Here is a 20,143-nt window from a genome sequence, read left to right on the forward strand (position 1 = left end):
ACCCGGACAAAACGATCCTAAGTTCCGCTAACGCCGCGCAGCGGCAAGCAACGCTTCCGCCACCTCGCGTGCCCGCCCGGCCGCCTCCGGCGTGCGCTCGCGCAGCGCCGTGACGATCGCCCCGTCCATCAGCAGCACGAAGCGCCGGGCCAGGGCGTCCGGGTCGGCGACGCCCTCGCCGACCAGCAGCCCGCGCACGTAGTCCGCCACCGCGGCCTTGTGCTCCGCCGCCACCCGGTGCGCCGCACTGTCCGGGTCGGCGGACTCGACCATCGTGTTGATGAACGCGCAGCCGCGGAAATCCTCGCGCGCGAACCGTTCCGCCAACGCGTCGAACACCGCGAGGGGGCCACCGCCGTGTGCCTCGACGCGCTCGGCGAGCCACGCCCGCCACCGCACGTCGCGGGCCCGCAGCACCGCCACCACCAGATCGTCCTTGCCCGGGAAGTGGCGGTAGAAGGACGCGCGCCCCACCCCGGACACGCTCAGGATGCGCTCCACCCCGACCGCCCGGATGCCCTCCGCATAGAAGAGGTCCTCGGCGGCGGCGAGCAGTCGTTCGCGTGCTTGAACCGGCATGGCCACGAGGCTAATCCCTCTTGACCGCAAACGGAACCGATCAGTACCGTCCTGCTCGACGAAGGAACGGAACCGATCAGTACCGTTTGGAGCCAGCACCATGCCGCGCATCCCCCTCGCCGAAGGCGACCCGCACGGAGTCCTCGCCCAGACCCAGGCCCAACTCGGCCGCGTCCCCAACCTTTACGGCACCCTCGCCAACAGCCCCGCCGCCCTCCAGGGCTACCTCGCCATGCGCGACGCCCTCACCCGCGGCGCCCTGCGCGCCCGCATCCGCGAGCAGCTCGCGCTGCTCATCGCCCAGGAAAACGCGTGCACCTACTGCGTGAGCGCGCACACGCTGCGCGGCAGCAAGATGGGGCTCACCGGCGAACAGCTCGCCAAGACCCGGGACGCCGCCGACGACGATCCGCACACCGACGCCGTCCTTCGGATCGCCCGCGAGATCGTCCGCACCCGCGGCCGGGTCGCCGACGACAGCCTCGCCGCGGCTCGCGCGGCCGACGTGACCGACGCCGAACTCGCGGAGATCACCGCGCATGTGGCGCTCAACACACTCGCGAACTACTTCAACCACCTGGCAGAGCCCCTGCTCGACTTCCCGGAGGTGCAGGCATGACCGCGAACTGGCGCACCGGAACCGTGCATCTGCGGGACGGCTACACGCTCGTCGGAAAGGGCGGCGTGCGCACGGCCTCCGCCGACGCGGACTTCGCCCTCGACGGCGGCTTCGTCCACGTCCGGATCCCCGGCGCGGACACCGTCCAGATCGTCTCGGCGCCCGCCGTCGCCCGGATCACCTACGCCGAAGCCGCCTGCGCCGCCTGAGAAATGCGCCTCCGCCGACGCGGTCGTCCGAATCGCGCCGGCTCTCGACCACTCCGCGCACACCGCGCCCGGCCCTCAGCCAGGCCCGATCGGGCCCGCAACCCGCCCGATCCCGGACATGCCAGAGGCCCGCAGGTCTATGACCTGCGGGCCTCTTGCTCGGTGCGCGAGGGGGGAGTTGAACCCCCACGCCCTTTCGGGCACTGGAACCTGAATCCAGCGCGTCTGCCTATTCCGCCACCCGCGCGAGCAATTGAAGATTAGCACGGATGCGGGGGCCGATTCACATCGATACCCGCGGCACATGATCACCACACCCTCGGCGGCTCCACAGCACCCGTCCGCCGCACACTCGCCGCCCCCCGGGCCGACCCCCGCCGCATCCCCCGCTGCTCCTTCTTCCCCCACTCGTCTCTCCTCTTCTCCGCCCCATCCGCGCCCCGCTCCTTCCTCTCCCTTACCGGGCCCCTCTTTGTGCACCTTCTTTCTCCGGGCCCATCCCCGCCGCGCCCGCGACTCCGGCATGCTTGACCTGCGCCGCCCGCGATAGGACGGCGTGGGGCGGGGTAGACGCACGTGGTCACACTGCAACTACGACAAGCGAGCCAGGACGAAGGGCCGGGGGTGTAGGAATCCTTGTGAGAGCCAACACTCCCTACAGTGACCATGGCGGGGAACCATGCCCGTTTCCCGAGCGTGGATACGATCAGTGAGCGGATCGGCAAGCAGACTGTAGGACCGGCCCGACCGGAGCATGCCCGGCCGGGCCGGACCGTGCCCCGGAAGACGACGGCGACGCTTGAAGGAAGGAGGTGCCCATGGGTGTCCTGAAGAAGTTCGAACAACGACTTGAGGGCCTGGTCAACGGCGCCTTCGCCAAGGCGTTCAAGTCGGATGTCCAGCCCGTGGAGATCGCCAGCGCGCTCAAGCGCGAGTGCGACAGCAACGCCACCATCTGGAACCGCGAGCGCACGATGGTGCCGAACGACTTCGTGGTGGAGCTGGGCTCGCACGACTACGAGCGCCTCAGCCCCTACGCGCAGCAGCTCGGCGCCGAGTTGTCGACCATGGTCCGCGACTACGCGCAGCAGCAGCGCTACTCCTTCATCGGCCCCGTCGAGGTCCACTTCGAGCAGGCCGACGACCTGGACACCGGCCTCTACCGGGTACGCAGCCAGGCCCTCGCCGGCAGCCAGTCGCAGGGCGGACCGGACTTCGGCGGCCCGGGAGCGGTAGCGTCTGCCCAGCCGCCGCACTACGACCAGCAGTACGGCAGCGGCCCCGGGCAACCGCCGCAGGGCCACACACCCCAGTACCAAGGCCACTCGCCGCATCCGCAGGCGAGCGGCATGCCCGGCGCCCCGATCGGTCCGGGTCCCGCGGCCGGCGGACTTCCGCCGCGGCCGCCGGCCCCGCCGCCCGGACCCGCGCCGGCCCCGTACCGGCCGCCGGCCCCGGTGCTCCGCACCTGGGTCGAGATCAACGGGATGCGTCACGAACTGACCGCTGCGGCCGCCAAACTGGGGCGCAGCACCGACGCGGACATCCGGGTCGACGACCCGAGCGTCTCGCGGCACCACGCCGAGATCAGAGTCGGTCCGCCCGCCTCGATCGCCGACCTCGGCTCGACGAACGGCATCGTCGTCGACGGCCAGCACTGCACGCGTGCCGGCCTGAGAGACGGATCGAGGATCGTGCTGGGCAGTACCACCGTCGTGTTCCGTCAATCCGAGGGGTGACATCGGGCGCATGTCTGAGCTGACCCTCACCGTCATGCGGCTGGGTTTCCTCGCGGTGCTGTGGCTTTTCGTCATCGTGGCCGTGCAGGTGATCCGCAGCGACCTGTTCGGTACCCGGGTGACCCAGCGGCCGATGCGCCGCCGCGGTGCCGCCCCGGTGCCCGCAGGGGCGCCCGCGGCTGCGGCCGCGGCCGCTCCGCAGGCCGCGCAAGGCCCGCCCGCGCAGGCGCGCGGCGGCCGCCGTCCGAACGGTGCCCGCAACACCCCGTCCAAGCTCGTCATCACCGGCGGTTCGCTGACCGGCACCACGATGAATCTGACCGACCAGCAGATCACCATCGGGCGGGCCCACGACTCCACCATCGTGCTCGACGACGACTACGCGTCGAGCCGCCACGCCCGTATCTACCCGGCCCCGGACGGCAGTTGGATCGTCGAGGACCTCGGGTCGACGAACGGCACCTACCTGGACCGCACGCGCTTGACCGGCCCCACCCCCGTTCCCCTCGGAGCGCCGATCCGCATCGGCAAGACCGTTATCGAGCTGCGCAGGTAGCCTGAATGAGCCTCTCTCTCCGCTTCGCCGCCGGATCACACAAAGGCATGATCCGTGAGGGCAACGAGGACTCCGGCTATGCCGGTCCGCGGCTGCTCGCGGTCGCCGACGGCATGGGCGGCGCCGCCGCGGGCGAGGTGGCAAGTTCCGAAGTCCTTTCGACGATGGTCGAACTCGACGAGGACCTGCCGGGCACCGACCTCCGCGAGGTCCTCCGGCTGGCCGTCGACCGGGCCAACGACCGGCTCCGCGTGATGATCGAGGACGACCCCGGTCTCGAGGGCATGGGCACCACGCTCACCGCCCTGCTGTGGACCGGCTCCGGCCTCGGCATGGTGCATGTCGGCGACTCGCGCGCCTACTTGCTGCGCGACGGGGCCCTCGAGCAGATCACCCAGGACCACACCTGGGTGCAGCGGCTCGTCGACGAAGGCCGCATCACCGAAGAGGAAGCCGGCCACCACCCGCAGCGGTCCCTGCTGATGCGCGCGCTCGACGGCCGCGGCCAGGTCGAGCCCGATCTGACACTGCGCGAAGCCCGGCTCGGCGACCGCTACCTCATCTGCAGCGACGGGCTTTCCGGTGTGGTCAGCCGGGAGACGATGCAGGACACCCTGCTCGCCTACGCCGACCCGCGCGAAGCCGTCCAGGAACTCATCCAGCTCGCACTGCGCGGCGGCGGCCCCGACAACATCACCTGCATCGTCGCCGACCTGGTCGACTCCGACCAGACGCCGTCCGACATCCCCATGGTGGTCGGCGCGGTCGCCGAGGACCTGGGCGACACGACGACGCTGCCCACCACGCCCGCGTCGCGGGCCCGCGAACTCACCCAGGGCGAATACGAGGCGGAGGCGCTCCTCCCGGAGACGCCGCAGAGCCGCCGCAAGCCGAAGTCCGCGTGGCGGCGGACGCTGCCGGTGTGGGGGCCCGCCGTCCTGGTGCTGGCCGCGCTCGGCGGCGCGTACTGGTGGACGCAGACGCAGTACTACGTCGCGGCCGACGGCAACAACGTGACGGTCTACAAGGGCATCGACACGAAGGTCTTCGGGATCTCGCTGTCCAGCCCGTACCAGACGTACCACGACATCGACATCACACAGTTCTCCGCGCCCTACCAGCAGAGCCTCAAGGACCACTACGAGGCGACCGGCCTGTCGGACGCGCGCAAGTACATGGACAAGGTCCGCGACCAGGCGGGGCTCTGCACGAGTATCAAAGAGTGGAACCAGACGCACCCGGTCACCGTCCCTTCCCAGGTACCCCAGACCCAGAGTCCGGGGCAGACCACGCCGCCGGTGAACGGCGCCACGCCGGGAGGTGAGACGGTGAGCCCGACCACGACCGCGTCCGCGACCGGGCAGGCCGCGCCGATCCGCACCGGAGCACCGACCGCGACCTCGACGTCCCGCTCGACGTCGCGCCCCGGCGGCACCGTCAAGCAGAACGCCGCCGGAACCGCCGCACCCGGCGAGTCCGGTGCCCCGACCGCGCCGCCCTCCAGCGCTCCGCCGACCACGGCGCCGCCCGTCGCACCGCAGAAGTTCGACGCCGGCGAGCAAGCCGACAAGGTGTCCAACTGCGCCGTTCAGCCGAACGGTTCGAGTTGAGGACCGGCGCCGCGGTGGGCAGGAACACCACGATCACCCCGCAGTCCGCACCGAACCGCCGCAACACCGAGCTGATGATGCTCGGCTTCGCGGTGCTCGTTCCGGTGCTGGCGTACGTCAACATCGGGCTCGCGGGCGACGGCAGGCTGCCCGCCGGCCTCGCGACGTACGGCCTGGGCCTGGGCGCCCTCGCCTTCGTCGCCCACCTGGTGGTCCGCAAGTTCGCGCCCTACGCGGACCCGCTGCTGCTGCCCCTGGCCACGTTCCTCAACGGCATGGGCCTGGTGCTGATCTACCGCATCGGCCTGGAGCCGACCCGCGGCCGCAGCAAGGCCCTGCAGACCGCGCCGACCCAGCTGCTGTGGTCGGCGCTCGGCATCATCCTGTTCCTGGCCATCGTCGCGTTCCTGCGCGACCACCGGATCCTGCAGCGCTACACGTACACCGCGATGGCGGTCGCCCTGGTGCTGCTGGTCTCGCCGATCCCCTTCCCGGCGGTCAACGGCGCGAAGATCTGGATCTCGCTCGGCCCGCTGTCGTTCCAGCCCGGCGAGTTCACCAAGATCATCGTCACGGTGTTCTTCGCGGGCTACCTCATGGTCAAGCGCGATGCGCTCGCACTGGCCAGCCGCAAGGTCGTGGGGCTGTACCTGCCGCGCGGCCGCGACATGGGCCCGATACTCGTGGCCTGGCTGCTCAGCCTGCTCATCCTGGTCGCGGAACGCGACCTCGGCACGTCGCTGCTGTTCTTCGGCGTGTTCGTGGTCATGCTGTACATCGCGACCGAGCGCACCAGCTGGCTGCTGTTCGGCCTCGCCCTGTCGGCCGCCGGCGCGGGGATCGTCGGCTCGATCGAGCCGCACGTGAAGAGCCGCGTCCACGCCTGGCTCGACCCGCTCTACTACTACGACGTGCCGGTCGACAAGCTCACCGTCACCGACTCCGACCAGCTCGCCCAGGCGCTGTTCGGCTACGGCAGCGGCGGCCTCCTCGGCAAGGGCCTCAACCAGGGCTACCCGGGCGAGATCGGCTTCGCCGCCAACAGCGACTTCATCCTCACGTCGGTCGGCGAAGAACTCGGACTCGCCGGCATGATGGCGATCTTCATGGTCTACGGGCTGCTCATCGAGCGCGGACTGCGTACCGCCCTCGCCGCCCGCGACCCGTTCGGCAAGCTCCTCGCCGCGGGCCTGTCGGTGGTCATGGCGCTCCAGGTCTTCGTGGTCGCCGGCGGTGTCACCGGCCTCATCCCGCTGACCGGTATGACGATGCCGTTCCTCGCGCAGGGCGGTTCGTCGGTGCTCACCAACTGGGCACTCGTGGCGATCCTCATCGTGATCAGCCACACCGCCCGCCGCCCCGCCGCACCCGTCGAGGCCGGCCAGGTCGCCGCCATACAGAACAGCCGCGGCGGCCGCCGCCGCCGCAACAACTCCGACCTGCCCAACCAGCAGCTCGACCCGGCCGATGCCGACGAGCTGGCGCTGCCGACTCCGGTGCACGGCTCGCCGCTCGGCGATCTGCCCGACGCCCCCGCCAACGCCGCATCCGGATCTCCGGACGGGCCGAACGGGGCGCCCGCACCGCCCCCGGCGGGTGCCGACGACGCGACGCAGATCACCGCCAGACCTCCCGCGGGCTTCGCGGAACCGGCAGCGCCCGACGCGATGACGGTTCCCGGCGGAGTCCCCGGCGTCCCCGCGCCGCCTGCCACGCCGCCGCGGCCCGCCGCGCCGCCGGAGCAGTCATCGGGCTCCCAGCCGGGACACCCGCCGATCGGGGACACGACAGGTCCGTCGGGACCGAGAGGACACAGCCAGTGAGGGATTGGGATCGCAAGTGAACAAGCCGCTCCGGAAGGTGTCCATCTTCTGCCTTGTCCTGGTGGCCGCACTCATGCTGCGCGCCAACTGGGTCCAGGTGGTCAAGGCCGCGGACTACGCCGACAACCCGAACAACAACCGCCGTGTGTACGAGTCGTATTCGCACCCGCGCGGCGACTTCCTGGTGGACGGCAAGCCGATCACCGGCTCGGAAGACTCGGACAGCAAGAAGTACGAGTACGTGCGGACGTACCTCAACGGCCCGATGTACGCCCCCGTCACCGGCTTCAAGTCGCAGTTCTACGGCAGCAGCTTCCTGGAGAGCGTCGACGACTCGATCCTCACGGGCGACGACGACCGGCTGTTCGTGCGCCGGGTGATCGACACCATCACCGGCAAGGACCGGCGCGGCGGCAACGTCGCGCTGACCATCAACGGCAAGGCGCAGGAAGCCGCCTACAACTCGCTGGTGAGCCAGAACAAGACCGGCGCCGTCGCCGCGATCGACCCGGCCACCGGCAAGATCCTCACCCTGGTCTCGACCCCGTCGTTCGACCCCGGCAAGCTGTCGACGAACGACAAGAAGGTCCAGGACCAGACCTGGAAGGCGCTCGAACAGGACCCGGCCAAGCCGTCCGAGAACCGGGCGATCCGCACGACCTACGCGCCGGGTTCGACGTTCAAGCTGATCACCGCCGCGGCGGCGCTCTCCAGCGGCCAGTACGCCAACCCGGACGCACCGACGAACTTCCAGTCGCCGTCCCGCTACCCGAACTCCAACAAGGAGCTGATCGACCAGGCGGGCCCGGGCAAGTGCGCGGGCGCGACGCTGAAGGTCGCCCTGGAGTACTCCTGCAACACGGTGTTCGCGGGCATCGGCACGCAGCTCGGCGACGACGCGGTCAAGAAGCAGGCCGAGGCGTTCGGCTTCAACGACTTCGGCAAGTACAACTACCAGTCGCCGACCGGTGTCGACACCAAGAACAACATGGAGATCCCGACCCGCGTGTCGGCCAGCCTGTTCCCGTCCAACAAGGACGGCGCGGCCACCATGCGCGCGTCGATCGGCCAGCAGGACGTGCAGGCGACGCCGCTGCAGATGGCGTCCGTCGTCGCGACGATCGCCAACAACGGCAAGATGATGCAGCCGTACCTGGTCGACTCGCTGAAGTCGCAGAACATGGACACCATCGAGCAGACCTCGCCCAAGCAGATCAGCGAGGCGGTCAGCCCGACGGTGGCCGGCCAGCTCCAGGACATGATGCAGGGCGTCGTGACCGAAGGCACCTGCAAGACGGCGCAGATCCCGGGCGTCAAGGTCGGCGGCAAGACCGGCACCGCGCAGCGCGGCGTCAACAACAAGGACAACCCGTACGCGTGGTTCGTCTCCTACGGCGAGGTCGACGGCAAGAAGGTCGCCGTCGCCGTGGTCATCGAGGACAGCAACGCGGACCGCGACGACATCAGCGGCTGCGGCAGCGCTGCCCCGACGGCCGTCGCGGTGATGAAGGCGGTGCTCGGGAAGTGACACGCACCATAGTCCGCGTGCCGCTCCGCACCCCGGCCCGTACGGGAGTCCGCACGGAAGTCCGCAGGACAGTCCGCACAACGCGGCCGCCGGACTTGATCAGTCCGTGACACACGGGGGATCGCACGCCCCGGTACCGTGTCCGGGAACGTTCCGGGACGGGCGGGGGCAAGCGGCGCCGAAGCCGCCTGCGACACTCGGATAGGCAGACAGAGCAGTGGAGGCAGTAGTCCCGGTCCATCGCACTGCTTGTTCCGTCGGACCGGTCCCCAGGGCCGTGGATCGGTAAGGGAAGGGCTGGAAGCTATGGAAGAGCCGCGTCGCCTCGGCGACCGGTACGAGCTGGGCGCGGTCCTGGGCCGCGGCGGTATGGCCGAGGTCTATCTGGGCCGCGACATCCGCCTCGGCCGTAGCGTCGCGGTGAAAACGCTCCGCGCCGACCTGGCCCGCGACCCCTCGTTCCAGGCACGTTTCCGCCGTGAGGCGCAGTCCGCCGCGTCGCTGAACCATCCGGCGATCGTCGCGGTCTACGACACGGGCGAGGACTACATCAACGGGATCTCCATCCCGTACATCGTGATGGAGTACGTCGACGGGTCCACGCTGCGCGAGCTGCTGCACTCCGGCCGCCGGCTGCTGCCCGAACGCGCGCTCGAGATGACCGCGGGCGTGCTCCAGGCCCTGGAGTACAGCCACCGCAACGGCATCATCCACCGCGACATCAAGCCCGCGAACGTCATGCTGACGCGCCAGGGCACCGTCAAGGTGATGGACTTCGGCATCGCGCGCGCCATGGCGGACAACGGCATGACGATGACGCAGACCGCCGCGGTCATCGGCACGGCCCAGTACCTGTCTCCCGAGCAGGCCCGCGGCGAGACCGTGGACGCCCGCTCGGACCTCTACTCCGCGGGCTGCCTGCTGTACGAACTGCTCACCGAACGGCCGCCGTTCGTCGGCGACTCGCCGGTGGCGGTGGCGTACCAGCACGTCCGCGAGGACCCGCTGCCGCCGAGCGCGTACGACCCCGAGGTCTCCCCGACCATCGACGCGATCGTGCTCAAGTCGCTCGCCAAGCACCCGGACCACCGGTACCAGAGCGCCGACGAGATGCGCGCCGACCTCGAGCGCGCGCTGCACGGCATGCCCATCGCGGCGCCGGCGGTGATGGCCCCGATGGAGGCCGCCACCCAGTACCTGCCGCCGACCCCCGGTGGGGCGACCAGCCAGACCGGGGCTTACGGGTCGCAGGGCCGGCCGCCGCAGCAGTACGACCAGGGCCCGGACGACTACGACGACGACGAACCGCCGCGGCAGCGCGGCTGGGCGTGGGCGCTGCTCGCGGTCGCCTGCGTCGCGGTGCTCGTCGCGGCGTTCTTCGTCGGCAAGACCCTGCTCGGCGATTCCGGCGGCGCCAAGGACGACAAGACCGTGCCCACCCTGATCGGCAAGACCGAGCAGGAGGCGACGTCGTCGCTGGAGAACGCCGGCCTGAAGATCAAGGTCTCGGACACCAAGAAGGCCTGTGCCGACCAGCCCAAGGACAAGGTCTGCGAGCAGGACAAGCAGCCTGACTCCAAGCTGCCCAAGGACAGCGTGGTCACGGTGGTCATGTCGTCCGGCCCGCCGACCGCCAAGGTCCCGCAGGTCGTCGGCCAGTCCGAGGACGCCGCGGTCAAGGCGCTCACCGACGCCGGGTTCACCCCGAAGGTCAACCGCGTGGTGACCAGCCAGTGCCAGCGCGGCAACGTGTGCGCGACCGACCCGGTCGCCAACACCGACCTGGCGCTGAAGAGCGACGTCACGCTGACCGTCAGCAGCGGCAAGGCCCAGGTGGACATCCCGACGCTGACCGGGCTGACCCAGGACGACGCGACGAACAAGCTGAAGGATCTGAAGCTCAACCCGCGGATCCGCATGCAGTACAGCGCGGACCGTCCGCAGGGCACGGTCATCAGCTACAGCCCGGACAAGGGTCCGGTCGACGAGGGCACGACGATCACCCTGATCATCTCGCAGGGCCCGACTCCCTCGCCGACCACGACGGCGCCGACCACCCCGCCGGGCGGTCAGACGACGCCGCCGGGTGGTCCGACGACGCAGCCGGGCAACCCGGGCGGCAACACCAAGCCGATCACCAACCCGTTGGACCCGCGCGGCTGGGGCCAGTAAGCCTCGCGGCACACAGCACCGGAACACGACCGAGGCCCGCGTCCCCGAGGGGGGGGCGCGGGCCTCGTCCTTTCCGTGGAGGCAGGTCCTGGAGCCTGGTCCTGGAACCCGTACTGAAACCCGGTCCGTCGCGGGAAGTCCGGCCGGATGCCGGGGGATTCGGCTGCCAGGTCGTGTCTAGCCGAGGGCGGCCGGCTTGAAGCCGGGGCGCTTCTCGTCGGCGACCTTCAGCGTGCCCCAGAACACCATGCGGTTCTTGGACGTGAACTCCGGGTCGCAGGTCGTCAGGGTGATGAGCTTCTGCCCGGATCCCAGGCCGAGTTGCGGAGGATCCGAAGCGAGGACCGCGCCGTTGCCCGGCTGGGTGATGAACGGGCCCTTGACGATCTGGTAGGTGTACCAGGAGGTCGCCGTTTCGACGACGACGAAGTCGCCCGGCCGCAGCTTGTTGAGGTAGCGGAACGGCTCGCCGTGCCCGTTGCGGTGCCCGGCGAGGCCGAAGTTCCCGACCTGCCCCGGCCCGGTGTAGGGGGCGTAGGTGTAGTGGCCGACGCCCTGGGCGAGCGAATTGAGGCTGGTGCCTTCGACGATCGGCTTCACGAAGCCCTTGCCGAGCCGCGGAATGTAGACCTTCGCGAACGGCTTGCCACGGACGGTGCCCGCGCCGTCCACGCCCGTCCCGTCGTTGTGTCCGTCGGTGCCCACGTTGGTGGGCCCGTCGCTGCCGTCCGAGCCGAGGTACGGCGGCGTGTCGTTGCTGCTCGCCACCGGCCCGCGCTGCCATTCGTCGTCCAACTCGCTCAGGTTGGACGACGCCTTCGCGCGGGATTCGATGTTGGTCCACCACAACTGGTGGACGCACAGGAGGAGACCGACGAGACCCAGAGTGAACACGATCTCGGCGGTGCCGCGTATCAGCTTGCGCACGACGCCCATGAGGCGACAGCTTGGCACAATCAAACGCCGATGTTCAGACCCTGACAGCCACGAAAGCGCCATCCCCCAGTGGTTTCCCGGGAGATTCCCGCGGGCCTCGGCCATACTCCCCGCGGAGGCTACGTGTCCTTCACCAAAGCATCCGGTTTGCCGTCTTTGCGCGGGCGTTCCTCTTGGAGCTGCCCCCACACGATGAGCCGGTAGGTGGAGTGCCCGTCGGGGGTGCATGTGGTGAGGGTGATGTACCGGCCGGGGCCCTTGAACCCGCTCTTCTTCGGCACCGGGTCGATCACCGCGATGTCCTTCGGGGACGTCTCCGGAAGGGTGTTGGTGACCACGTAGGTGTAGTAGGTGGTGGAGGTCTCCACCACGAGCTTGTCGCCGGCGACGAGCTTGTTGATGTAGCGGAACGGCTCGCCGTGGGTGTTGCGGTGCGCGGCCACCGCGAAGTTGCCCTGGTTGTCCCACGGCATCGCGGTCTTCGGGTCCGTGTAGTGCCCGGCCAGGCCCTTGTCGAGGACCTTCTGCTTGTCGGTGCCCTGCGCCACCGGCACGCGCACGCCCAGTTTGGGGATGTAGAGGAGGGCGAACCCGGCGCCGGGGGCGAAGCCGTCCGGCTGCCGCGGGTCGGGGGCGGGCGGCGGGGCGCCGTCCTTCTGGCTCTGGTCCCATTGGTCCTGGAGGCTGTTCGCCTCGCGGTTGGCGTTGCGGTGCCCGACGACGTTCGTCCACCACGTCGTGTAGACCACGAACAGCACCATCACCAGGCCTGCCGTCATGGCGAGTTCGCCGATGCCGGTGGCGACTCCGGTGATGACACGTGCCTTCGTGGACGGCTTGGCGGCCTTCCGACGGGCCGCACGGCCCGCCCCGGGCGGCAGCTCCGCAGCCGCGCCCGTGCGCGGCTTCCCGCGCCGCCTGGCACCCTTCTGCTCCTCCTGGAGGGCCTTCCGCCGCGCGGCGCGGCCTCCGTGGGTGCCGCCCCCGGGAGTTCCGCCGCCCGGCGTCTCGTCACCGGGTGCCGCCGCGGCCGCACGCCTGGCCGCGCGCCCGGGGGGCCGCACGACGGCGAGTTCGGCGGTGCGGTCCCGGAAGTCCGGTTCGTCGCCGGGTTCCGGACCGGCCGGGAGGCTGGGATGGGACGCCGGTGCGGCGTCCGGCGCCGGATCCACGTACGCGGGCAGGCGGGTGGTTATGTCGTCGCCATCCCCGATCGGCCCACCACCGGCGCCAGGCCCCCGGCGCGCCCGACGGCCTCCGGATACCCGCACGTCGCCAGCCAGTTCGCCAGCATGAGGTGGCCGTCCTGGGTGAGCACCGACTCCGGGTGGAACTGCACGCCTTCGACCGGAAGGGCGCGATGGCGCAGGCCCATGATCACCCCACTCTCGGTCCACCCGGTCACCTCCAATTCGGCCGGCACGGTGTCCGGATCGACCGCGAGCGAGTGGTACCGCGTCGCGGTGAACGGCGACGGCAGCCCGGCGAAGACTCCCGCGCCCTGGTGCGCGACCGAACTCGTCTTGCCGTGCAGCAATTCGGGCGCTCGGCCCACGGTAGCGCCGTAGGCGACCGCGATGGACTGCATCCCCAGGCACACGCCGAAAACCGGGACGCGTCCTGCCCCGTACTTGACCATGTCCACGCACACCCCGGCTTCTTCGGGGGTACCCGGGCCGGGCGACAGCAGCACGCCGTCGAACCCGGCGGCGTCCTCGACGGCCACCTCGTCGTTGCGGCGGACCTCGCAGGTCGCGCCCAGCTGGTAGAGGTACTGGACCAGGTTGAAGACGAAGCTGTCGTAGTTGTCGACGACGAGAATGCGCGCGGTCATCCGGGGAGGCCTCCGGCCGGGGAAGTGCTGGGGTTGACGTCCGTGACGTTGCCCTGGTCGACGGTCACGTCGCTGAACGGCAGCAGCGGCTCGGCCCACGGGAAGATCCACTGGAACAGGGCGTAGACGATCGCCATGACCAGGATGAGGCAGATCGCGATGCGCACCCACACGTTGCCCGGCAGATGGCGCCAGATGAACGCGTACATCAGGAAGCTCCCTTCAGCGCCGCGGGCTCGCCGGCGGACAGCGGCTGGACCGATTCGAGGTGGCCCCAGGCGATCAGGCGGTGGCTGCTGCCGTACTTGGGGTCGCAGGTGGTCAGGGTGATGTACTTGCCGGGCTTGTCGAAGCCCTTGGCGGGCACCGGGGCGACCACGCCGACGTCCTCCGGGAGCGTCTTGTAGACGGCCTTGTCGTTCTTGCCGGCCTGCGCGTTCACCAGCGGGACGTCGAGGGTGTAGACGAACCAGTTCTCGGTGTCGTTCACCACGATCTTGTCGCCGGGCTTCAGCTCCGCGAAGTCGATCATCGGGTCACCGTAGGTCTTGCGGTGGCCCGCGACCGCGAAGTTGCCGTCCTGGCCGACCTTGGCGGACTTGTCGTACCAGCCGAGGCCCTTCTTCAGGACGTCCGTGTCGGTGCCCGACAGCACCGTCCACTTCCACGACGAGCCGAACCGCGGGATGTACATAACCGCGAAGCTCTCGCCGTGCGGGTACGGCTGGGGCGGCGGAGCCGCGGCAGGGGCGGACGCGCCGCCCGGCGCGCCGACCACCGGATCGAGCGGCGCCGACTGGTTCTTCTTGATCTTCTTGTTCAGCTTGTCGAGTTCCTCGGCCCGCGCCTCGCGGGCCAGCACCCCGGTCCAATACAGCTGGTAGACGACGAACAGCAGGATCACGACACCGAGCGTGATGAACGTCTCACCAACGCCGCGAATCGCGGTGCGCATGGGCCGACTCCCCTTCTGTTCCCGGCTCAGGAGACTTTCGCATACTGCAGGTCGAGCGGACCGGTGTACCCCGGCAGGTTCGCCTGCTTCCGGTCTTCGACCTTGTAGCCCAGCCCGTACGCGGTCACGTAGGTCGTGTAGTTGTACACGCTTTCGCTGTCGTCGAGCGCCCGGCGCATGGCCCCGATGTCGCCCACCGCGGTGATCACGTACGGCGGCGAGTAGACGCGGCCGTGCAGGATCAGCGTGTTGCCGACGCAGCGCACCGCGCTCGTGGCGACGAGGCGCTGGTCCATGATCTGGATACCTTGCGCACCGCCCGCCCACAACGCATTGACCACAGCTTGAATGTCCTGCTGGTGCACGACGAGGTCGTCGGCGGTGGGCTGGCGGACGTCGGGGATGCGCGCGGTGGCGTCCGGAGGCGCGTCCGTGAGCGTGACGGTGAGCCCGGGGCCGCTCAGCGGCGCCAGCTGCGCGGGGGCGGTGAGCGCGTCGACCTTGGCCTGCGCCTCGGGGTCGTTGGCCTGACCCCGCGTCAGGTCGTCGACGTCCTTGCGTAGTCCGGTGAGGTCGCGTTCGACCTCGGTGTTGTGCGCGCCTTGCTTGCGGACCAGGTCGCGGTACTGCATCGACGGGCTGTCGTTGCGGATGTCGTTGCCGTGCGACGTGGTGGCGCTCACCCAGAACATGAGGCCGGCCAGTCCGAAGACCGCCATCGCGAGGACCCGGGGTACGATCACTCGCCGGTTGGTTCCGGATCGCGCAACACTGGGCCTGGGGAAAACAGGCAAGCGCACACCGGGCCTACGCACGTCGTCGTACCCTCCATCCGGACCTGAGAGCGACTACGCTAACCGACGCGTCGCAGGCCGCGTCGCGCCCCGTTCACTCCCCGCCGACGGCAGGGCGCCGAAGCCCGACGGTAGGTGCTCCGAAGCTGTAGGCCCAGGGCAGCATCGACAGGAGAGACTCTCGTGCCGAAGTCCCGCATTCGCAAGAAGTCCGACTTCACGCCGCCGCCGGAGAAGAAGACGGCGATAAAGCTGGACACGCGTGGGTGGGTCGCGCCCTTCATGCTGGCCCTGTTCGCCGTCGGCCTGCTGTGGATCGTCGTCTACTACGTGACGAACGGCAACTACCCGGTCGAGCAGATGGGCAACTGGAACATCGTCGTCGGCTTCGGCTTCATCGCGGCGGGCTTCGGCGTCTCCACCCAGTGGAAGTAACGCGGCAGCGGACCAGCCGTCCACAGAGTTATCCACAGTGGGGATAACTGGGCACAGCCTGTGGATAACCCTAGCGTGCGCGGCCCGCCACCCCGGCGTGCCGACGCGTTCACGACGGGATTTCCGCACGGAATCATCACCGTGGGTCATTCGGAATATCCTCAGTGTAACCGATCGCGAGGGCCCGAATGACCACGCAACGGCCCTGCGATGCCCTCTGCGACAGCCCCTGCACCCCGCACCCGGGCAGCCCTGCGGCACGCCCGGGTCCGGCGCCTAGGTCAGCTGCGACGTCCTGACCAGCACGGTCGCCACGATCGCCGCGGCGATCACCAGCACGCCCGCGACCTGCACCACCACCCGGTGCGCCCGCGGCGCGTGCACCATCACGATCGCGCTGATCACGCCGACCACCAGGCCGCCCACGTGCGCCCGCCAGTCGATGCGGCTGGTGTTGAGGAACGTGATCACCAGGTTGATCACCAGCAGTGCGATCAGCGGCCGCAGGTCGTACCGCATCCGCCGGCCCACCACGATGGCCGCGCCGAACAGCCCGAACACCGCACCGGACGCGCCGAGCGAGCCCTGGTTCTGCGCGGCAAGCAGGTACGACGTCGCGGTGCCGCCGAGCAGCGACAGCAGATAGACGGCGAGGAACCGGGTCCGCCCCAGCGCGGACTCCAACGCCGGGCCCAGCATCCAGAGCGCCCACATGTTGAAGGCGATGTGCCAGACCTCCTGGTGGAGGAAGCCCGCGGTCAGCAGCCGGTACCAGTCGCCCTCGGCAACGCCGACCACGTGGTTCCCGACGAGCGCGCGGCCGATCAGCATCAGCTTGTCGACCACCTTGTCCCCGACCACGAGGACCAGCAGGAACACCGCCAGGTTCAGGCCGATGAGCACCTTGGTGACGATCGCGCTCTTCTGCGGGGACCGCACGCTGCCCCCGGCTATCGTGCGCGCCTGACGCACGGTGCGCCGCCCGTCCCGCACACACTCCGGGCACTGGAAGCCGACCGACGCGCTCACCATGCATTCGGAGCACACCGGGCGTTCGCAGCGCGCGCAGCGGATGTGCGTCTCGCGCCCGGGGTGCCGGTAGCAGGTCGGCGAACCCGCGGGGCCCTCGGCGGGCCCGGCCGGTCTGTCTCCGTCAAGTGGGTTCAACGTGGCTTCAGCGCTTCTCGATGACGATCTCGGAAATGACGACGTCCTGCACCGGCCGGTCGTTGCCGTCGGTCGCAACCTGGGAGATGGCCTTGACCACGTCCCGTCCCGCCTGGTCCGCGACCTCGCCGAAGATCGTGTGCTTGCGGTTCAGGTGCGCCGGGGTGCCGACCGTGATGAAGAACTGCGAGCCGTTGGTCCCCGGGCCGGCGTTCGCCATGGCCAGCAGGAACGGGCGGCTGAACTGCAGGTCGGGGTGGAACTCGTCGGCGAACTGGTAGCCCGGGCCGCCGCGGCCGGTGCCGGTCGGGTCCCCGCCCTGGATCATGAAGCCGTCGATCACGCGGTGGAAGACCACCCCGTTGTACAGCGGGCCCTTGCCCGGCGCGCCGGTCTCCGGGTCGGTCCACTCGCGGGAACCGTCGGACAGGCCGACGAAGCTGGCGACCGTCTTCGGCGCATGGTTCGGGAACAATTCGAGCAGGATGTCCCCGTGGTTGGTCTTGACGGTGGCGTAGAGCTTCTCGGCCACGAGTGAGCCTTCCCTGCGGCCGCGGCGGTCGCGGCCGGCTTGCTGCGCGGTGTGCGGCGGGTCCCGGACACTCCGGCGGCGCGGGTTTCCCGCTGCCGCCGCGGGGGTCGGACGGGCCTGCCGTCGGTCCCGGAAATCCTCGCACGCGGCGGCCTCCGGCGCCCAAACGCCAGGAGAACGCGCGCTCCGCACGCGACGATCACGCACCACCAAAGGTATATGAGATGACAAACCAGGCATGATCTTCGGCGCTCCGGGAAAGCGTATGCGGATACAACCGCCGAGGAGGAGGCCGTCGTGAGCATGGATAGGGCACGAGAGCAGGCACGCGACGTGTCTGGCCGGACCGTGGTCTGGATCGCGCCCCGTGCCGCACATGCACGGGATTCCGCAGCACAGTACGCCGCGGACGCCCGAGAATGGGCGGCGCCCCGACTCGCCGCCGCGCTCGTCGCCGCGCGCGAGCAGGGCCAGACGCGCGTACTGCCGGCCATGGACAACGCACGCATGCGCGCCGCGGCCTACGGCCGCGACCGCGTCGTACCCGCGCTGCCCCCGCGCGCCCAGCTCGTCGTGGAGAACGCCCGCCGCCGTTACGAGGACGAGGTGCGACCCCGCGCCGTCGCGGCCGCCGTCGCCGCCCGGGACGCGAGCGAACCCGCCCTGGCCGAGGCCCGGGCCCGCGCCGAGGCCGCCGCCGTCGCGCTGCGCGGCGACGTCAGCGCCGCGGAGATCCGCAAGCTGGCCAAGCAGAAGAAGCGCCGCAAGAACCGCCGCATCTTCATGCTGGCCCTGGCGATCGGTGCCGCGGCCGGCTGGGTGTGGTGGCAGCGCAAGAGCGAAGAGCCGGAGTGGAAGGCCGACGAGAGCCTGCCCCCGGCGCCCGCACCGGGCATGAGCCCGGACGCCTACCGCGGCGAACCGGTGACCGACCCGGGAAACGTCGGCACCGCGGACCACGATGACGACGAGACCGGGAACCTGCAGGACGCCGCCAAGAGCAAGCACCGCCGCGGCCACCACTGAGCGGTTCCACAGCACGGCTCGGACAACGCGGAAGGCCGGACACCCCTGGGGTGTCCGGCCTTCGGCGTTGCCGCGACCGCGAGGATCGCGGCTGTGCTGTGGAGCCATGGGGACTCGAACCCCAGACATCTGCCTTGCAAAGGCAGCGCTCTACCAACTGAGCTATGGCCCCGGATATCCGCCGAACCCGACGGGACGGCGAGCGCTACGAGCATACCGAAGAACCGGCACCCGGGTCCGCGCATATCCCCGGCCCCGGCCGAGTCGGCCGGGGCCGGGGGATGTGACCCGGAGCTGTGGCGCGGTGTCGCGGATGTCCCGCGTGTCCCCGCCGGTCGCGCTCGCGCCGACCCGCTACGCGGGCGGCTGCTGGTAGTAGGCCTGCGGACCCTGCGGCGGCACCGGCCCGCCGCCCGGCATACCCGGGTAGCCCGGCATCCCGGGGGCACCGGGCGCACCGGGGTAACCGGGCATCCCCGGAGCACCCGGCGTCATGCCCATGCCCATGCCCGGTCCCGGCGGGTAGGCCCCCGGGCCCATCGCGATGCGCTGCGCCTGCATCGTGGAGATCCGGTGCACGACGAGGATCGCCAGCACGGCGGCGGCCAGCCGCAGCACGCTCGCGGTGCCGGAGAGCGAGTCGGCCGTCTTCGCGTTGCTGAGGTAGGTGTCGAAGGTGACGTTGCCGTTGTCCAAGTCGTCTTCGGAGTCGCGGAGGCTCAGCCCGATGGTGAAGAGCACCATCGAGGCCACCCACGTGCCCCACCACGCCCACAGCAGGCCCTTGCCGCCCGCGCGCCCGCCGGGATGCGCGGCCCGCATGTCGCTGCCGTTCGCGATGTCGTTCGCGACGATGCCCGGGAGGACGAAGCTGGCCACCGGGATGAACCAGCCGCCGATCGCCCAGCCCTTGGAAAGCTTCGGCCGGGGACCCTGCCACGCCTCGATGTTCGCGCGTGCGCGGTAGGACCAGATGATGTACATGACGGCGATCGGCAGCCCCGAGATCACGGTCAGCGCCAGGGACGCCTTGACCGGGTCGTCCGCGTCGCCGGCGCTCATGAGCGCGCTGAAGTCGCCGTCCTGGATGTCCCCGAAGACGGACGCCCGGTGGAAGAACGCGTAAGCCGAGTACACGGCGATGGCCGCCGCGATCCCCAGCAGGATGTTCGTGGCGATCGCCAGACTGCCCAGCGGCTTGGGCGGCGCGGGCGCAGCGTAGCCGGGACCCCACCCCATCGGGGGCGGCGGGGCGTACGGCATCTGCGGTGCCGCGACGGGAGTTCCGCACTGCGGGCAGAGTGCGCTGCCCGCGGGCAGGGGACTACCGCATCTGGAACAGGGCATGAAGGAGATCCCCCCGGAGTCGGGTCACTCGGATGGCCGGATCCGCGCCGCGCCATCGAGCCGGTTGCGTGCAGCGCATCATGCCGTGTCGGCTCCGTGGGCGCTACCCACGCGGCGCCGGGCGGCGGTGCGCTTTTGCGGCGTGGGAAACACCGCGGGCCCCCGCCGGGGCGGCCGGGGCCCCCGCGGGGGGTCGCGGGGTTTACCCCGGGTGCCATCGGGCGCGCGGGTGGCAGCGCAGGGTCATATAAAAAAAAACCAAACCACCAAACCCAGATAAAA

General features: G+C 70.2%; 19 protein-coding genes, 2 tRNA genes and 1 pseudogene. 10 read left to right on the forward strand and 12 right to left on the reverse strand.

Going from position 1 to position 20,143, the window contains the following annotated elements; translation table 11 throughout:
• Positions 1 to 27: 27 nt before the first annotated feature.
• On the reverse strand, positions 28 to 579 hold the full coding sequence (locus ACPA54_RS14225; protein WP_423529551.1) for a TetR/AcrR family transcriptional regulator: 552 nt from the start codon (positions 577 to 579) through the stop codon (positions 28 to 30).
• Positions 580 to 679: 100 nt separating this feature from the next.
• Here ACPA54_RS14225 and ACPA54_RS14230 point away from each other — a divergent pair, with 100 nt between their 5' ends.
• Positions 680 to 1,198, forward strand: coding sequence for a carboxymuconolactone decarboxylase family protein (locus tag ACPA54_RS14230; RefSeq protein WP_423529553.1), 519 nt, complete (start codon positions 680 to 682; stop codon positions 1,196 to 1,198).
• Positions 1,195 to 1,407, forward strand: a complete 213-nt coding sequence (locus tag ACPA54_RS14235) for a hypothetical protein (RefSeq protein WP_423529555.1) — start codon at positions 1,195 to 1,197, stop codon at positions 1,405 to 1,407. The genes ACPA54_RS14230 and ACPA54_RS14235 overlap by 4 nt, the downstream gene beginning before the upstream one ends.
• Before the next feature lie 163 nt (positions 1,408 to 1,570).
• Here the strand turns inward: ACPA54_RS14235 and ACPA54_RS14240 are convergent.
• Positions 1,571 to 1,654, reverse strand: a tRNA-Leu gene (locus ACPA54_RS14240).
• A gap of 571 nt (positions 1,655 to 2,225) precedes the next feature.
• Between ACPA54_RS14240 and ACPA54_RS14245 the strand changes: the two genes are divergently transcribed.
• From ACPA54_RS14245 to pknB, 6 genes and pseudogenes are all read left to right on the forward strand, one after another.
• On the forward strand, positions 2,226 to 3,146 hold the full coding sequence (locus ACPA54_RS14245) for an FhaA domain-containing protein (RefSeq protein ID WP_423529557.1): 921 nt from the start codon (positions 2,226 to 2,228) through the stop codon (positions 3,144 to 3,146).
• 10 nt (positions 3,147 to 3,156) lie between these two features.
• Entirely contained in the window at positions 3,157 to 3,702 is a 546-nt protein-coding gene (locus ACPA54_RS14250) for an FHA domain-containing protein FhaB/FipA (RefSeq protein ID WP_345673974.1), read from the forward strand.
• A 5-nt stretch (positions 3,703 to 3,707) separates the two neighbouring features.
• Positions 3,708 to 5,312 carry a PP2C family protein-serine/threonine phosphatase gene (locus ACPA54_RS14255; RefSeq protein WP_423529559.1) on the forward strand — a complete coding sequence of 535 codons (1,605 nt, stop codon included), beginning with the start codon at positions 3,708 to 3,710 and terminating at the stop codon, positions 5,310 to 5,312.
• A pseudogene (locus ACPA54_RS14260) lies at positions 5,309 to 6,676 on the forward strand (FtsW/RodA/SpoVE family cell cycle protein); the annotation flags it as partial. The gene ACPA54_RS14255 and the pseudogene ACPA54_RS14260, both read left to right, overlap by 4 nt.
• Positions 6,677 to 7,151: 475 nt before the next feature.
• The gene (locus tag ACPA54_RS14265) at positions 7,152 to 8,663 is read left to right on the forward strand and encodes a peptidoglycan D,D-transpeptidase FtsI family protein (RefSeq protein WP_423529561.1); all 1,512 of its coding nucleotides are present in this window, start codon (positions 7,152 to 7,154) and stop codon (positions 8,661 to 8,663) included.
• Between the two features lie 306 nt (positions 8,664 to 8,969).
• Positions 8,970 to 10,835: a Stk1 family PASTA domain-containing Ser/Thr kinase gene (pknB, locus tag ACPA54_RS14270; RefSeq protein WP_423529563.1), complete on the forward strand. Its 1,866-nt coding sequence runs from the start codon at positions 8,970 to 8,972 to the stop codon at positions 10,833 to 10,835.
• Between the two features lie 177 nt (positions 10,836 to 11,012).
• Here pknB and ACPA54_RS14275 read toward each other — a convergent pair whose 3' ends face one another.
• From ACPA54_RS14275 to ACPA54_RS14300, 6 genes are all read right to left on the reverse strand, one after another.
• Complete coding sequence (locus ACPA54_RS14275; protein ID WP_423529565.1) at positions 11,013 to 11,771, reverse strand: class E sortase; 759 nt, start codon at positions 11,769 to 11,771, stop codon at positions 11,013 to 11,015.
• Positions 11,772 to 11,890: 119 nt separating this feature from the next.
• Complete coding sequence (locus ACPA54_RS14280; RefSeq protein ID WP_423529567.1) at positions 11,891 to 12,943, reverse strand: class E sortase; 1,053 nt, start codon at positions 12,941 to 12,943, stop codon at positions 11,891 to 11,893.
• A gap of 20 nt (positions 12,944 to 12,963) precedes the next feature.
• On the reverse strand, positions 12,964 to 13,605 hold the full coding sequence (locus ACPA54_RS14285) for an aminodeoxychorismate/anthranilate synthase component II (protein WP_423529569.1): 642 nt from the start codon (positions 13,603 to 13,605) through the stop codon (positions 12,964 to 12,966).
• Positions 13,602 to 13,814, reverse strand: a complete 213-nt coding sequence (locus tag ACPA54_RS14290; RefSeq protein ID WP_345673967.1) for a hypothetical protein — start codon at positions 13,812 to 13,814, stop codon at positions 13,602 to 13,604. Before ACPA54_RS14290 ends, ACPA54_RS14285 begins: the two co-directional genes overlap by 4 nt.
• On the reverse strand, positions 13,814 to 14,560 hold the full coding sequence (locus tag ACPA54_RS14295; RefSeq protein WP_423529571.1) for a class E sortase: 747 nt from the start codon (positions 14,558 to 14,560) through the stop codon (positions 13,814 to 13,816). The genes ACPA54_RS14290 and ACPA54_RS14295 overlap by 1 nt, the downstream gene beginning before the upstream one ends.
• Before the next feature lie 26 nt (positions 14,561 to 14,586).
• Positions 14,587 to 15,279 carry a DUF881 domain-containing protein gene (locus ACPA54_RS14300; protein ID WP_423529867.1) on the reverse strand — a complete coding sequence of 231 codons (693 nt, stop codon included), beginning with the start codon at positions 15,277 to 15,279 and terminating at the stop codon, positions 14,587 to 14,589.
• 258 nt (positions 15,280 to 15,537) lie between these two features.
• Between ACPA54_RS14300 and crgA the strand changes: the two genes are divergently transcribed.
• A complete protein-coding gene (gene crgA, locus ACPA54_RS14305) occupies positions 15,538 to 15,789 on the forward strand; it encodes a cell division protein CrgA (protein WP_423529573.1) in 252 nt (83 codons plus the stop codon).
• Between the two features lie 276 nt (positions 15,790 to 16,065).
• Here the strand turns inward: crgA and ACPA54_RS14310 are convergent, their stop codons facing one another.
• Positions 16,066 to 16,956: a rhomboid family intramembrane serine protease gene (locus tag ACPA54_RS14310; protein WP_423529575.1), complete on the reverse strand. Its 891-nt coding sequence runs from the start codon at positions 16,954 to 16,956 to the stop codon at positions 16,066 to 16,068.
• A 7-nt stretch (positions 16,957 to 16,963) separates the two neighbouring features.
• Positions 16,964 to 17,488, reverse strand: a complete 525-nt coding sequence (locus ACPA54_RS14315) for a peptidylprolyl isomerase (RefSeq protein WP_423529577.1) — start codon at positions 17,486 to 17,488, stop codon at positions 16,964 to 16,966.
• Positions 17,489 to 17,791: 303 nt separating this feature from the next.
• On the opposite strand from ACPA54_RS14315, the gene ACPA54_RS14320 reads away from it, so the two are divergent.
• Positions 17,792 to 18,514: a DUF5324 family protein gene (locus ACPA54_RS14320; RefSeq protein ID WP_423529579.1), complete on the forward strand. Its 723-nt coding sequence runs from the start codon at positions 17,792 to 17,794 to the stop codon at positions 18,512 to 18,514.
• Positions 18,515 to 18,613: 99 nt separating this feature from the next.
• Here the strand turns inward: ACPA54_RS14320 and ACPA54_RS14325 are convergent.
• Both ACPA54_RS14325 and ACPA54_RS14330 read right to left on the reverse strand, forming a co-directional pair.
• A tRNA-Ala gene (locus ACPA54_RS14325) sits at positions 18,614 to 18,686 on the reverse strand.
• A 182-nt stretch (positions 18,687 to 18,868) separates the two neighbouring features.
• Positions 18,869 to 19,861: a DUF4328 domain-containing protein gene (locus tag ACPA54_RS14330; RefSeq protein ID WP_423529580.1), complete on the reverse strand. Its 993-nt coding sequence runs from the start codon at positions 19,859 to 19,861 to the stop codon at positions 18,869 to 18,871.
• Positions 19,862 to 20,143 lie beyond the last annotated feature (282 nt).

It is taken from the genome of Uniformispora flossi, assembly GCF_049534875.1.
GTDB classification, from domain to species: Bacteria; Actinomycetota; Actinomycetes; order Streptomycetales; family Streptomycetaceae; genus Yinghuangia; species Yinghuangia aomiensis.